This is a genomic window from Sphingomonas sabuli, assembly GCF_014352855.1.
In the GTDB taxonomy this organism is placed as follows: domain Bacteria; phylum Pseudomonadota; class Alphaproteobacteria; order Sphingomonadales; family Sphingomonadaceae; genus Sphingomicrobium; species Sphingomicrobium sabuli.
Map to the genome: position 1 here is coordinate 566,539 of NZ_CP060697.1, position 14,014 is coordinate 580,552.

General features: G+C 62.3%; 12 protein-coding genes. 5 read left to right on the forward strand and 7 right to left on the reverse strand.

Translation table 11 applies throughout. The features are described 5' to 3' along the window. Positions 1-18: 18 nt before the first annotated feature. The 4 genes from trbB to H8M03_RS02900 all read right to left on the reverse strand — a co-directional run bounded on the left by trbB (position 19) and on the right by H8M03_RS02900 (position 4,821). Positions 19-1,008 carry a P-type conjugative transfer ATPase TrbB gene (gene trbB / locus H8M03_RS02885; protein WP_187480262.1) on the reverse strand — a complete coding sequence of 330 codons (990 nt, stop codon included), beginning with the start codon at positions 1,006-1,008 and terminating at the stop codon, positions 19-21. Next, positions 1,005-1,379 (reverse strand): CopG family transcriptional regulator, encoded by a 375-nt coding sequence (locus tag H8M03_RS02890; protein ID WP_343070901.1) that lies wholly within the window; start codon positions 1,377-1,379, stop codon positions 1,005-1,007. Before H8M03_RS02890 ends, trbB begins: the two co-directional genes overlap by 4 nt. Positions 1,380-1,423: 44 nt before the next feature. Next, positions 1,424-3,439 carry a conjugal transfer protein TraG gene (locus H8M03_RS02895; RefSeq protein ID WP_187480264.1) on the reverse strand — a complete coding sequence of 672 codons (2,016 nt, stop codon included), beginning with the start codon at positions 3,437-3,439 and terminating at the stop codon, positions 1,424-1,426. 77 nt (positions 3,440-3,516) lie between these two features. Next, positions 3,517-4,821 carry a DUF3363 domain-containing protein gene (locus H8M03_RS02900; protein ID WP_425506859.1) on the reverse strand — a complete coding sequence of 435 codons (1,305 nt, stop codon included), beginning with the start codon at positions 4,819-4,821 and terminating at the stop codon, positions 3,517-3,519. On the opposite strand from H8M03_RS02900, the gene H8M03_RS12945 reads away from it, so the two are divergent. After that, a complete protein-coding gene (locus H8M03_RS12945) occupies positions 4,741-5,328 on the forward strand; it encodes a hypothetical protein (protein ID WP_343070903.1) in 588 nt (195 codons plus the stop codon). The two genes, H8M03_RS02900 and H8M03_RS12945, sit on opposite strands and share 81 nt — an antisense overlap. A 26-nt stretch (positions 5,329-5,354) precedes the next feature. Here H8M03_RS12945 and H8M03_RS02905 read toward each other — a convergent pair whose 3' ends face one another. Beyond that, positions 5,355-5,744: a DUF2958 domain-containing protein gene (locus H8M03_RS02905; RefSeq protein ID WP_187480266.1), complete on the reverse strand. Its 390-nt coding sequence runs from the start codon at positions 5,742-5,744 to the stop codon at positions 5,355-5,357. A gap of 378 nt (positions 5,745-6,122) precedes the next feature. Between H8M03_RS02905 and H8M03_RS02910 the strand changes: the two genes are divergently transcribed. From H8M03_RS02910 to H8M03_RS02925, 4 genes are all read left to right on the forward strand, one after another. Further along, positions 6,123-7,922 (forward strand): PIN-like domain-containing protein, encoded by a 1,800-nt coding sequence (locus H8M03_RS02910; RefSeq protein ID WP_187480267.1) that lies wholly within the window; start codon positions 6,123-6,125, stop codon positions 7,920-7,922. Further along, positions 7,919-9,535: an ATP-binding protein gene (locus H8M03_RS02915; protein WP_187480268.1), complete on the forward strand. Its 1,617-nt coding sequence runs from the start codon at positions 7,919-7,921 to the stop codon at positions 9,533-9,535. The genes H8M03_RS02910 and H8M03_RS02915 overlap by 4 nt, the downstream gene beginning before the upstream one ends. A 101-nt stretch (positions 9,536-9,636) precedes the next feature. Further along, the gene (locus H8M03_RS02920; protein ID WP_187480269.1) at positions 9,637-11,238 is read left to right on the forward strand and encodes a radical SAM protein; all 1,602 of its coding nucleotides are present in this window, start codon (positions 9,637-9,639) and stop codon (positions 11,236-11,238) included. 13 nt (positions 11,239-11,251) lie between these two features. Continuing rightward, the gene (locus H8M03_RS02925) at positions 11,252-12,679 is read left to right on the forward strand and encodes an ATP-binding protein (RefSeq protein WP_187480270.1); all 1,428 of its coding nucleotides are present in this window, start codon (positions 11,252-11,254) and stop codon (positions 12,677-12,679) included. A 179-nt stretch (positions 12,680-12,858) separates the two neighbouring features. Here H8M03_RS02925 and H8M03_RS02930 read toward each other — a convergent pair whose 3' ends face one another. Then, positions 12,859-13,080, reverse strand: a complete 222-nt coding sequence (locus H8M03_RS02930; RefSeq protein ID WP_187480271.1) for a hypothetical protein — start codon at positions 13,078-13,080, stop codon at positions 12,859-12,861. 1 nt (position 13,081) lies between these two features. Next, the gene (locus H8M03_RS02935) at positions 13,082-13,993 is read right to left on the reverse strand and encodes a HEPN domain-containing protein (protein ID WP_187480272.1); all 912 of its coding nucleotides are present in this window, start codon (positions 13,991-13,993) and stop codon (positions 13,082-13,084) included. Between the last annotated feature and the right edge of the window lie 21 nt (positions 13,994-14,014).

Here is a 14,014-nt window from a genome sequence, read left to right on the forward strand (position 1 = left end):
CAAGATTGCGGAATTTGATCATGAACGGGCCTCCTCAAGGTGATGGTCAGGGGTGAGCGCGCGGACCGCGTAAGTGCCGCCGGGGTCGACCCCCTCGAGCGCGAGCAGTTCGGCGACGCGGCGCGACGAGCCGCGGCCTTCGATGAAAATGATAAGGTCGATGGCGTCCGCGATGAGCTGGCGCGGGACATTGACGACGGCTTCCTGGATCAGTTGCTCAAGCCGGAAAAGCGCCGAGCGCGCGCTGTTGGCGTGGATCGTGGCGAGCCCGCCCGGGTGGCCGGTATTCCAGGCCTTGAGCATATCGAGCGCTTCGGGGCCCCTCACCTCCCCGACGATGATCCGGTCGGGCCGAAGGCGAAGGGTCGAGCGCACCAGGTCGGTCATGCTGATGACGCCGGGCCGGGTTCGAAGCGCGACATGATTGGGCACCGGGCATTGAAGCTCGCGGGTGTCCTCGATCAGGATGACGCGCTCGTCCTTGGCCAGCAGCTCGGCGAGCAGCGCATTGGCAAGCGTGGTCTTGCCTGAGCTGGTGCCGCCGGCGACGAGCAGGTTGCGGCGCTCGACCACGGCCAGCGACAGCATTCGCGCCATGTCCGGCGCCATCAGCCCGTCGGCGACATAATCGGTGAGCGTGTAGATGCGGGTCGCGGGCTTGCGGATGGCAAAACAGGGCCCGGTCGCGACCGGGGCAAGCAGCCCCTCGAACCGCTCGCCGGCGCCGCCACTGTGCGGTGGCAGCTCGGCGCTGACGATCGGCGAGGACTGATGAACCTCGGTTCGGGCGTGGCTGGCGACCAAGCGGACGATCCGTTCCGCCTCATCGGGCGTCATGTGCTGGCCGGTGTCGATGAGGCCGCTGCCGAGGCGGTCGAGGCGGATCGCGCCGTCGGGATTGACCATGACTTCAATGACCAACGGGTCACCGAGCGCGTTCGCGATCGTCGGGCCGAACGCGCTTTGCAGCATGGCGCGCTTGCGCGAGGCGGTTTCTGGCGAGGTCATGCCTCAAGCTCCGGATCGAAGGTGCGCCGCCCGGTGGCGAGCTGCTGACCGACGCGGGCGATGAAGGCTGAAAACCGGTCGCGCCCGATCGCTCGCGCGGCCTCATCCTCTTCGGCGAGCGGCGCATTGACTGCCAGCATGTAGCGGATGAAGAGCGCCAGGCTTTCGAGTTCGACATGCCCATTGCGCTCGATGCGCGCGAGCTGCCCCGAAATCCGATTGAGGCGGATGGCGAACTGTTCCTCGAGCTCGCTCGCACCCCCGCGGTCGAGAAAGGCGGTGAGCGCTGCGGCAAGGATCGAGGATTTGTTCGCGCCGGGCTTGGCCGCGAGCGCCTCGAACCGCCGGCTCACCGACGCCGGCAGGAACAATTGGTAACGGACTTGGTCTTGCCTGCTCATCGCGTGCGCACCCGTCAGAAGCTCGGAAGCAGGTCAGCGCCTGCGCCTTCGTTGACGGCATGCGCCGCGATCACCGACCGGTTGGCGTGAAGCGATTGCAATGCGCGCGCATCGATCGCCGGATCGGGATCGTCGTCGCCTAGCCCGAGGAGGTCGAGCTGGTCGGGATGAACGCGCTTGGCGCTGCGCCGGTTACGCGATGGGCTGAGCTGTTGCTGGAGACCACCCTCACCTTCCTCGCCCGCGCTGCGCGACGCCGGCGCGTTGACGACCGGGGATGCAATCAGCCCCGCCCAATCGTCACCGCGTGCGGTCGGGCGATCGGCATAGCCATCGGCGTCCAGCACGGGCGCTGGCCGCACCCGCTCGCGAAAATTGCGGTCCTCGAAGTAACGCAGTTTCTTGGCCCGGATCGGGGCCACACCGGAGATGAGGATCAATTCGTCGGCGGGCGACAATTGCATCACTTCGCCCGGGGTCAGCAGCGGGCGCGAGGTTTCCTGACGGCTGACCATGACATGGGCCAGCCAGGGGGCGAGCCGGTGCCCGGCGTAATTGCGCATGGCGCGCTGTTCGGTGGCGGTGCCGAGCGCATCGGAAATGCGCTTGGCGGTGCGCTCGTCATTGGACGCGAAGGCGACCCGGACATGGCAATTGTCGAGGATCGAATTATTCTCGCCATAGGCCTTGGCGATCTGGTTGAGGCTCTGGGCGATGAGGAAGGCGCGCACGCCATAGCCGGCGAGGAAGGCGAGCGCGGTTTCGAAGAAATCGAGCCGCCCGAGCGCCGGGAATTCGTCGAGCATCAGCAGGAGCTGGCCGCGTGGCGCGTCGGCCTGCGGCAGCTGTTCGGTCAGGCGCCGTCCGATCTGATTGAGGATCAGCCGGATGAGCGGCTTGGTCCGTGAAATGTCTGACGGCGGAACGACCAGATAGAGCGAGGCCGGCCGGCCGGCTTCGGTCAAATCGGCGATCCGCCAGTCGCAGGCGGAGGTCACCGCCGCGACCGTGGGATCGCGATAGAGGCCCAAGAAGGACATGGCGGTGGAGAGCACGCCCGAGCGCTCATTCTCCGACTTGTTGAGCAGTTCGCGCGCGGCCGAGGCCACGACAGGATGCGTCTGCGGCTTGTCGGCCGATCCCAGATGATTGCTGGTCATCATCGCGCGAAGCGTCGCGGTGAACGGCCGTTCGGGGTCGGACAGGAAAGTCGCGACGCGCGACAGCGTCTTGTCTTCGTCGGTGTAGAGGACGTGGAGGATAGCTCCCACCAGCAGCGAATGGCTGGTCTTCTCCCAGTGATTGCGCCGTTCGAGCGCGCCTTCGGGATCGACCAATATGTCGGCGATATTCTGGACGTCGCGGATCTCGCACTCGCCGCGGCGAACCTCGAGCAAGGGGTTGTAGCGCGCTGACTTGGGGTTGGTCGGGTCGAACAACAGGCAGTGCGAGAAACGCGAGCGCCAGCCGGCGGTCACCTCCCAATTTTCGCCCTTGATGTCATGGATGACCGCCGAGCCGGTCCAGCTGAGCAGCGTCGGGACGACCAGTCCTACGCCCTTGCCGCTCCGAGTCGGCGCAAAGACGATGACATGGTCGGGCCCGTCGTGACGGAGATAGCCTTCGCCGGAGCGGCCGAGAAACAGGCCCGCGGGACCAAGCAGGCCTGCGCGCGCGATATCGGAGCGATTGGCCCAGCGCGCCGAGCCATAGGTGGTGACCTGGCCGGACTGCCGCGCGCGCCACAGCGACCCGCCGATGGCCGCGCCGCAGCCAAGAAAGCCGCTTAAGCCGGCAAGCGTTCCGGCGCGATCGAAGACCTGCGGCGCATAGGCGTCATAATGATACCACCAGCCGAACAGCGCCCAGGGATGGTAGAGCGGATAGCCGGCAAGCATCGCCCAGGGCCGGCCGAGCTCGGGCTGGTGGCCAAGCATCTGCGCCGCCCACTGGGTCGCGGCCCAGACGCCAAACACCATGATCGCGAACACGATGAGGATCTGGCCGAAGAGGAATTTGGTGGGCGTCATGTCGGCAACTTGATCGCCCGGCCCGGACGTGGCCGGTAGCGCTGCCAAAGCGCAGGATGATGCCGCGTCGACGAATCCTAGCCGATCGAGGGTCCGCCTCGTCCGCGTCCGAGATGCCAGCTGACACCGGATTCGCGCATGATGCCGGACAGTTGGCTTCCAAGCTTTCGCTCGAGCAAGGGGCGCCAGGGCACGAGCGTGAATTCTTGGGAATTGGCGACCAGCGCGTAGGAGCCCGAAGGAAGGTCGACCCGCCGCTCGATGATCCCGCTGATCCGCTCGCCGGGCCGGGCCGGCACGAACGGAAGGTTCAGTTCCTGGCCAAGCCTCGTGCCGGCCCCAGTAAGGTCTCGTTCCCGGAGAGTCTCGATGAGCCCCGGAGCCGCGCGCAGCTGACCGTCGCTGCTGCTCGCCAGTCCCTGATCGAGCAGCCATTGCCGGCGAATGGCGAGCGCCGAGCGAACGTCCCGCCCAAACCCTGAATCCCTGACCGGGTCGCCGGTGTCAGCAAGGAGTTGGCGGTCGAGCCAGGTCAGCCCCGGCCAGCGCGGCAGACGCTCGAGCGGGACTGGCGACAGCGTTTCGAGCCTGACCGCATCGACGAAACGCGCAGGTCTTGAAGGCTGCGGGGCCTGCGCCGGAGTCGCCGATATCCGGACGATCGCGCCCGAGGGGATGAGCTCGCTCGCACCGCTGCGACCGACGGGGACGTGGTGGAGCCGACCGTCGGTGGCGTCGACAAGGACGTAATGCCGATCGCTGAACTCGTCGGCGAGGCCCCGTTCGACGAGGCGGCCGACGATCGGCGTAGCCGGGGGATCACTATGAACGACCCGATCGGTCGGCCCGCGCTGCAGCTTCTCAGCGGTGATCGCCCGCTGCATGGTGCGGATGATATCGCCGCGCTCGCCGAGCCGGCGCAACCGATCCTCGACATCGCCCTCAAGCTGCCAGGTCCCGCTCGGCAGCGGCTGGGCAAGGCCAAGCAGTTCGAGTTTGCGCAGCCGTCCGGTTTCGAGCGCGTGGCGGAAGGGATCGCGTTGGTTGGGTGAGAGGAAGCGGCCCGCGTCGGCGCGCCTCAGCAAGCCGCGATCGATCGAGGTCAGGCGTTCCGCCGATACTTCGAGGCGAAGCCGGTCGCGGATGTCGCGATCGAGCCGTGGACCAAGGTCGGTTGTGACGAGGTCGGTGATCCGCTCGCGCATTCCCCGCGAGATATATTCGCGAGCGATGACAAGATTCTGCTCCCGATCGTCGCGGCCGCGAAGGATAATGTGGGTGTGGGGCTGGCCGGTATCGACATGATCGACGGCAACCCAGTCGAGCCGGGTGCCGAGGTCCTTTTCCATCTGTTCCATGAAACGCCGTGTGAGCGACCTCAAATCATCATATTGATCGCCATCTTCCGGCGAGACGATGATCCGAAACTGGTGCCGGTCGTCCGCACACCGTTCGAGGAATGCGCCACCGTCACCGCGCTCCTCTTCTGCCGAATAGAGTTCGCCGGGCGAGCCGTCGCGCTGCACGCCGTCGCGCTGAAGATAGCGAAGATGGGACCGCGCGCCGCCGATGCCTGTTCCACGAAGCCGGACCAGCCGGGTTTTCACAATCGCCCGGCGCTGGCGGAACGCCGCGAGCCTGCTGCGGCTACCGAGCAGGCGGGCGAGTCCCGCGCCGCGGCCGATCCGACTGCCGTCAAAGCGCCGGCCGCGCGTGCCTGCCCTCTCCCCAGCCCGCCGCGTCGCCCGGACAATGCGCGAAAGATAGGATCGAGCGCGACCGCCACCGCCGCCGCGCATCCGGCCAACAAAGGGTTCGAAGTCGTCGCTGTCGGCCATGGTCGCTGCTGCAGCATCGCCAAGCAACGCAATGATCGACAGCGCCGTTGAGACGCGGGCGAAGGACTGTCCGGCGATCAGCCGGACGCGTCCGTCGCCGCCGCTGCGGCAGCGGCCAAGACCTTCTCGGCCCCGCCGATCGATCCAGACGACCGGGCGGCCTCAGCCCAGACCGACAGGCCGAAACGGGTGGAGAAAGAAAGGTCGCGTTCGATCTGCAAACCGAACGGCAACCGCAGCGAGCGCAATTCGCTCAAGCTGAAGCTGCCGAGTTCGGGAAAGCCGAACCCGAGGTCGGCAAGCCCGAACAAGGTGTCGTCGTCCTCGGCCAGCTCGGTCACCAGCCAGGTTGCGGCGCCAGCGGGATTGAACAGCTTGACCACCGGCGGATGGTCGGTGACCGGGGTGCGGGCATTCTCCCGCAGGCGGCGAAGGTGATCGGCAGTCAGAAGGGACGAAGCGGTCATCGATGATCTCCTCTTCAGTCACCGCCGGAAAGCGGCGGTGGGGGCGAGGAGCGACCAAGAGGCCCGGATAGCGCCGGGTCCGCACCCGAAGGGCCGCAACGAAGTGGAGGACCCGGCCAACGGCCGGGTTGCGAGGGCCGGTGTGCCGGGCCTAGCCGGGAGCACGCCCCGGCCGGCCGTTCTGGCCATCATGGAACGCGATATCCATTGAACGCCCTAACCTATTGAATTCCTCTGCAAGTCAATTCAGACATAGCGCGCTCGGTGCAGGAAGGATGATCGGCCTAAATTCCAGTTGGGAGAGATGTTGTTGAAACCGAGCAGAGCCGAGCTGACTGGCCTTCCCCGCCACCTGCGCGCCGGACAGGCGCTTAGAGGGTGATTTTCCCCGAGGTCATACCGTCGCGGGCCGAATGCCAACGTGTGATCATTGAGGCAATCAAATCGTCGGGCGCGCGAATTTACGTCGACGCGAGCGTTCTGATCCATTGCTATGAAATGAGCCGCAGCGCGTGTGAAGAACTGCTCAACGCGCTCGACAGCTTCGGTGACTCGGTACGGGTCCCCGTTTGGTCCGCGAAGGAAACGTGGGATCACACGCGTCGGCTCAAGACCAGACGACCACTGGCAAAGACGGCAGCGGCCCTGACCAGGAGGATGACTCAATTCCGGACAGAGAGCCTCCGATACGTCGACGAAAAGACTTTCGATGACCTAAGCGCCGATCAGTTCGCCGATGCAGTCAACGACGCAGCGGCCATGATTGAAGATCTCACGAAACGCACACACAAGATTGAGCCGGGTCACGAGGCAGCCAATGCGCGGCTGTTACCGTTCATCGCAAAGCATTCGATCCCTTCAAACATGGCAGAGATCTATCGCGAAGTCAGTGAAACGGGCGAGACCCGGTTCGCCCACGAAGTTCCACCCGGATTTGGCGATGGCGGCCAGAAGGCTGAACCGACGGATAGTGACGAAGACGAGCAGGAAGGGTCGTTAAAGGGCAAAAAGACTAACCGGCACGGCGACCTCATCATGTGGCTTGAAGCGCTTCAAGATTGCGACCACGCCGACGCCAAGCATCTGATCATCCTAACCCGCGACAATTCGAAGAGGGACTGGGCGTACAAACCCGAGCGTGTGCTGGGTGATGATGATGTGCCTCAGGAGAATGCGGGCTTGGTTACCCTACCGATGCCGCTCCTCACTCAGGAGGCCAAGCAGCGCTGCCGCGGCCTTGAAGGGGTGCATGTCATCTCGCTGGAAATGTTCACCCAGGTCGCCCGCTCATCTTTTGGCGCACGTGTTATCAATCTGGTTCGCGCTCTCCAGCCGGCGACCCGTGTCCCCCGAACCCGACCCGGTCCTGCTGGCCGTGTGGTCGACCTTGCACCGGAGGATGCTGCCAAGCTGGCCGACATTAGCTTCAGCTCGATGGACATGATCTACGAGAGGCCAGACGAAGAAAAGGATGACAGTATTTGGCGCCAGATCGATGGATTGAGGGCTGAAGGCTGGACGGCACAAAACAAAGCGGCAAGCGAGCTCCAACCGCTCATCGCCAGCGCGAATCCGGACCAATTGAAGCAGATTGGACGTGGAATCATTGCGGCATCGAACGAGGAGGCGCTTGGACCGGTCGATCTCGCTACCGCAGTTCTTGGTAACCGCGAGTTGCCGCCTGGAATTCGTGCAAACCTCCTCGTAGGCTTGCTTGCCGAAACCTATTTTGACGAGAATGGCGAACCGGCAAAGCCGGTCGCCTCTCCCGATGTGGCCTCGTTACTGTTCGATCACGCCATGGAAGAAGACACGCGTCGCGCGTACTCGCTAACGATTGAGCGCCTCGCGCCATACAAAAATTCGTACCTGGCGCTTCCCGGCGAGGAAGTGCGCTCGATCCGGCTCGAAATACAGACGGCACAATCGGCTCTGCAAAGCGTCCAGGCTGATGGCGTTGAGCTGATTGAGCCGGACGCGCCTGAGAGCCGCCGCCTTACTTCAAGCGGGCTGAGCGGATCCATATCAGTCACCGATCTCGTGGCCGTTATCGCCCGAGAGTTCGTGATCCCCACGACGATGCTCGAGGTCGATGGACCGACCAATTTTCAGTTCGAGATTCCCGAGCGCGCCGGCTTCATTAGCTGGGGCCCGCTGACCGGAGAGACGCTTCGATGAACGCGCAGCCGCCAACCGATCCAATACGCGACGAGGACGTTCGCGTTGGGTCTTATTCACTCGAGACCCTAACCACCGGTATGTACGAGGAGCCGCTTCACTGCGTACGCGAATACGTGCAGAACGCCTTCGACGCGATCCGCTCTGCCCGAGCGACCGGACTACTTTCCGATGCCGCTGGGCTTGTGACAATTGCAATTTCCGGCTCTGCCAAGCGCCCTACCCTATCGATCAAGGATGACGGCGAAGGCATCCCTTCGGCAATTGCGGCGACAACCTTGGTTTCGATTGGCGCGAGCCGGAAACGGTCGGCAATCAACGCCGGATTTCGCGGCATCGGACGCTTGGCTGGGATTGCCTACTGTACGACGTTGCGTTTCACGACCAGCGCGCGCGGAGAAGACAAAGCCACCGTTGTCGAATTCGATTGCGGTAAAATGCGGGGCTATATGCGTCCTGGCGCTGATGTTCAGGATGTTGTCGACGTCATGGTCCGGTGCGCGACGACCGGAACCCGAGCCGCCGCCGTCAACGATCATTTCACAGAGGTCGAGATGATCGGGCTCAATGGCATTGGCGTCGAATTCGCCGAGATTGATCGCCTGGTTCCCTACCTCCGGCAGGTCTGCCCTACCGATTATTCAGATCGATTCACCCCCGCCCCTAAGATCCGGGCCTTCGCAACAAGCCTTGGTCATCCGCTCGCGTTCGTCGAGATTGAAACGCGATATAAGCGTGAGAAGAACCAGATCCTCAAAGCTTATGACGACAGTGCCCCGACCAAGGGGAAGACTTCGATCATCACTGACGTAGAACTGATTAACTCGGCCGAACTTGGCTGGCACGGGTGGATTGGCCTGTCCAACTTCAAGGGCGAGATCATCGACGATACGGTTGCCGGTATTCGCTTCAGGATCAAAAACATCCAAGTCGGAGGGTCCGACATCATCGAGGACCTAGGCGCCGATCTTACGGTCGGCGGCACCGAGGGCAGGCTCCAACGCTGGGCGGTCGGCGAGATTTTCATTACCGATCCGGCCGTCGTGCCAAATGCCCGCCGCGACGGCTTCGAAGATGGCACCCGCTGGCGCGAAATCCGCGCGGACATTCGCGCGCGCGTTGCCCGCCGGGTCGTAACCCTAGTCCGAAACGCGTCGACCAGCCGAAAAACGCTGAAGTCGATCCAAACCGACGCGCGAGGGGTCTCGATCCAGCTCAACCGTGAATGGATCGACGAGGAAACCGCGGGAAAGATTTCGGACAGCATCGACAAGCTACTCGTGCGGCTGAGGTCGGACAAGCTTACGGGCGGCGAGCCTAACGAGGTTGGCGAACAGGTCTCGAAGCTAAAGGAGATGAAGGACAAGCTGGTCGAGCTTCGCAATCGGCCACGACCAGAACCCGACCCTGAGCCTGAGCCAGATGCCGAACCAGAACCGGAATCTGGCGAGGCGGAGAGTGGCGACGACGGCGCTCGGTCATCGTTCGGCGATTGGCCATCGAACGCGTTGCTTAACGCTTTGATGGAGGTCCTCACTGAGGAATTCGGCGATGACGAAGCCCAGCGGCTGATTGGTCTCGCCTGCGGCCTTTTGGAGACAAGGGAACAGTGAACGTATCGAGGCACGGTTTAAAACGTTGACGGCCTCCCAACGCCGATCGCATGCTCGGCCGATCGGGCGGGGGCTCGCCAGGAACGACTGAAGGGACAACAATGGCGGGCCGCCAAATCCTGCTTCTAGAGCCGAGCTACAAGAATAAGTATCCGCCGCTCGGTTTGATGAAGCTCGCCGCCTATCACGGGCCTCACGGCAAGCAGGATCACGTGCGCTTCGCGAAGGGATTCGACCCCACGCTCTTTGAGACTGCGTGGGACAGGATTTACGTCACAACGCTATTTTCCTTCGAATACCAGAAAATTGCGGAGATGATCGATTTTGCGCTGAAAGTTGCCGGCGGCCGCGCCGACCGATTGTTCGTCGGCGGCATCGCCGCCTCGCTGATGAACGAGCGCTTCAAGTCCGAGCCGCGCTGGTCTGGCGTCCGCTTCATAAAAGGCCTGCTGAACGGACCGCCGGCAACGGCTCTGCAACTCGATGCCTTTGCTGAAGAACTCTATTCCAATGACCTCACGGGGACACCTATCGAGGACCTAGTTCCAGACTATTCTATTCTCGACCAGATCGAATATCAGTATCCAGTTCGCGACGCATATTTTGCGTATGCCTCGCGAGGCTGCATTAGGAAATGCCATTTCTGCGGCGTGCCCAAACTCGAAGGGGCTCAGCGCGACGTTGAATCGCTGACCGCTATCGTCGAAGCGATTGCAGAACGCCACGGCGAGAAACGCGACCTGCTCCTGATGGATAACAACGTTGTCGCGTCACCACGCTTTCGTGAGCTGATGGCCGAGATTCGTGATCTCGGCTTCGAAGCGGGAGCTAAACTCCGCCGTCCCGGCGAGCGAGCAGCGTCACGCCGGCGGGTGGATTTCAACCAAGGCGTTGACGCTCGCATTCTCGCCCGCGACCCGATGTACCTGCGCGAACTCTCGACAATCTGCCTCAGACCGTTGCGCATCGCCTTCGACCATTTGGGACTTAAGGGGCCGTACGAAAAGGCGGTGAGGATCGCACACGAACACGGGCTGCACGAGCTTTCCAATTACATGCTCTACAACTTCCACGATACGCCCGCCGATCTATTCGAGAGGATGCGTCTCAACGTCGAACTCAACGAAGAGCTTGGCGTCAGAATCTGGTCGTTCCCGATGCGGTATCAGCCCACTGATCGACCTGACCGCGGGTTCATTGGCGAGAAGTGGACCCGCTACCAGCTTCGCTCACTGCAGCTCGTCTTGCAGGCTACTCATGGCGTCGTCAGCGGCGAACCAGTGTTTTTCCGGCGAGCCTTTGGTGACACTTTTGACCAGTTCGAGGAAATCCTTGCTCGTCCCCAGCACTTCATCTTCAATCGCGAGTGGTACGAGCAGCTGGGCGGCCGCTCCGAGTTCGATGACTATCGGGCCGCAATTGGTCGCCTGACCCCAAGCCAGCGCGTCGAGCTACTCGGATTACTGTCCTCGGTGGATCCGAGCCGGTTCCGCGACCTAGCGAGGGAAGCGACCGATCCGTTGCTCCGGGAGGCTCTTCATTTCTACGTCCCCCTTCCCAAGGAAACCGAGATGGAAATCTGGAGGCTTCGTAAAGCCGAGCCCGATCCTTGCGATATGGCAGGCGACGAGCGCGTCGAAGACGCGGGACTCGAAGACGATGGTTTGGAAGCCGCGATACCGCCGTTTGCGTCGGCCGCCTGAAGGACGACATACGATGACACCGCTCAACACTTCCCTTTCTCAAGGTGAGACCAAAGCAAACGCTCCGATTGTCCAGGAACCGCCTTCTTCCTCGATGATCGTCGTAGGAAAGGACGTCCTCGAGCTGCTCAGCAGTGCGATGTACGTCGATCCGCTCAGCATCTACCGCGAGTATGTCCAGAACGCCGCCGACGCCATCGACGAGGCGCGCGACGTAGGTGAGCTGAAACCAGACGATCCGGGCCGCGTCGACATTCGCATCGACCCTGACCGCAGATCGATCATCATTCGCGATAATGGTCTCGGGCTACCGGTATCCAGCGCTGCCCGGTGCCTGCTCGCAATCGGCGCGAGCGCAAAGCGGGGGACCCGAGCTCGTGGGTTTCGTGGAATTGGGCGTCTTGCGGGGCTCGCTTACGCGCGATCTCTCACCTTCCGGACAAGGGCGGCGGGCGACGATCAGGTCGTTGAGATTCGATGGGATTGCCAGCGGTTAAAGGCCGCGCTTCGTGACGTTGAGGAGCAGGACGACGTCGCCAGCGTCATCCAACGGGTTGTCACTATTTCCCGGCTGCCGGGCGAGGCTTGGCCTTCCCACTTCTTCGAGGTTGAACTCAACGATGTCATCCGCACCAGGCGCGATGACCTGTTGAGCCCTGGTCTTGTCCGCGACTACCTTGAACAGGTAGCGCCAGTACCGTTCGATGAGACCTTTTCATGGGGTTCCAAGATCGACGGCCGCTTGGCAAGCGTGCGGCTCGGCAACCTCCAAGTCTTGATCAACGACGATCTCCAACCCGTCACCCGCCCGTTCCGGGACCGCTTCCGCGTCTCAACAACACTCGAAGACTCCCTCACGGAATTTGAGGCCATCGAGCTCAGTGATCTTGACGGCGGCGTCGCCGCCGTTGGCTGGATCATGCATCATCAATACCTCGGATCGATCACGATAAAGTCGCGGGTCGGAGGACTCAGAATTCGGGTCGGGAATGTCCAGGTCGGAGACCACGAGATCCTGTCAGAGGTCTTTCCTGAGCCGCGATTCAACGGCTGGACTGTGGGCGAGATTCACATCCTCGACCCGCGCATCCTGCCCAATGCCCGGCGCGACAATTTCGAGCAGAACATCCACTACTCCAATTTCACCGCGCAGCTTGAGCCAATTGGCAAGCGGATTGCCAAGCGAGCGCGATCTGCATCTGTAATCCGAAATCTTGATCGCAAAGCTTCGTCTGCGACCGCTGCGCCGACTATGATGCCGAGCGAGGGCGCCCCCTCGCTGGCAACCTCGGAATCAGAGAGTGGTGACGGCATTGCGGGGAAAGCAGATGAAGCCCAACTCGATGCGCTCCAGGTTACGTTTCTGGAGGCGGTTCGAGAGCTTGCCGAAAAGGGGGCGTTGACAGCCGAGGAAGCACGAGCCGCGCTAAGGCATTTCTAAGGCCATATTCTCGTCGTGTGGGCCGCCTCCGGCTTGCCACGGCCGCCGTCGTTGAGCGTCAATTAGGCGTCTCGATAGATGAGTGATTTCACAGATTAAGCTGTCTCGTCGGCCAAACCAAATCTCGTAGATAAAGCAAGCCTAGACAGTCACTTAGTCTTACCCGCGAGACACTCCCTTTATCTTGCCCTCCACGCCTTCCTATCCAGCTGCCGCACCTTCGACCATGCTCGCTGTTCAGCTGCCGGCATTGTTCTGCCCTCGCCTTCGACCGTTACGCCGATCGGCTCGCCGGTGGCACGATTGTATACTTCGCCAGTGACAATCCAAGTCGACCCGACATGACTGTCGACGGTAAAGGTGACGTCGAAATCGTCATCGATGATGCGCGTCGACGGCATATCAGGCGGCCTCTGCAAGCTCTTGAATCCGAACCTCACACGCCTGTTTGACCAGCGATTGAAGCAGTTGGATGCGGTGCGAGAGCCACGCCAATTCGTCATCAGAAATCCGATATTGGCGCGAGTAACGGGCCTTTACATAGGCCTCGCGAAGCAGCTCGAAGCTGCGCCGTTCGAACTTGGTTTCGCGTGGCCAGACTGCCTTCAGGCTGGGCTCGAGTTCTTCGGAAAGCTGCCGCAACCGGCTCAGATTGTGGGTCTTCGGGCTGTACAAAGTGCGGACAAGAAGCAGGCAGTGATAGAGCCGTTCTGCCGCCTGATGGAGCAAGAAAGCTGCAAGTTTGCTCTTGTCGCGGCTCATCGCGTCGGACGCGCCTTGCGAAAAGTCCTGGGCACTCTCGAACCATTCCCCGTAATAATCTTGCGTTTCCTGAAGCGCCTGCTCGGCCGATAGAGCCTGCGGCTCCGCGAGCCGGACCCCCGCCTCTTCGAATAGCAGCACCCCATCGCGGACGATATCGATGAAGAAATAGCGGCCGAGCTGCAGCTTCTCATTTACGTCATCGAGCGTGTGATAGATCAGGCTGACGGGCGTTCTCAGCACCTCGCCCGCGGCCAAGTCCTGGAGCAACCGTTCCTCGGTCTTCTCCCAAAATTCCGGGACGTCGGTCAGCTCTTCGCGATCGACGATGACCAGCAAGTCGTAATCGGAGAAGTAGCGCCCAACCGGATCCTCGATCCAGTCGCCACGGGCATAGCTTCCGAACAGAATGATCTTGAGCAGCTTGCCGCCGCGGAGCGCGGGCATGGTCCGGCGTGCAATGGCGAAGGCGAACCCGTCGCGGACCACCTCGACGACGTGGGCAAGCTCGCGTCGCTTGGCCTCCGGCAGATGTTCAAGGTCGGTCTTCATGGCCGAATCTAGGCCGGTCTG

Coding starts and splice junctions, on each gene's coding strand:
- H8M03_RS12945 (WP_343070903.1), top strand. CDS start 4,741: ATGATCGACGGCAACCCAGTCGAGCCGGGTGCCGAGGTCCTTTTCCAT.
- H8M03_RS02930 (WP_187480271.1), bottom strand. CDS start 13,080: ATGCCGTCGACGCGCATCATCGATGACGATTTCGACGTCACCTTTACC.
- H8M03_RS02915 (WP_187480268.1), top strand. CDS start 7,919: ATGAACGCGCAGCCGCCAACCGATCCAATACGCGACGAGGACGTTCGC.
- H8M03_RS02935 (WP_187480272.1), bottom strand. CDS start 13,993: ATGAAGACCGACCTTGAACATCTGCCGGAGGCCAAGCGACGCGAGCTT.
- trbB (WP_187480262.1), bottom strand. CDS start 1,008: ATGACCTCGCCAGAAACCGCCTCGCGCAAGCGCGCCATGCTGCAAAGC.
- H8M03_RS02925 (WP_187480270.1), top strand. CDS start 11,252: ATGACACCGCTCAACACTTCCCTTTCTCAAGGTGAGACCAAAGCAAAC.
- H8M03_RS02905 (WP_187480266.1), bottom strand. CDS start 5,744: ATGACCGCTTCGTCCCTTCTGACTGCCGATCACCTTCGCCGCCTGCGG.
- H8M03_RS02895 (WP_187480264.1), bottom strand. CDS start 3,439: ATGACGCCCACCAAATTCCTCTTCGGCCAGATCCTCATCGTGTTCGCG.
- H8M03_RS02920 (WP_187480269.1), top strand. CDS start 9,637: ATGGCGGGCCGCCAAATCCTGCTTCTAGAGCCGAGCTACAAGAATAAG.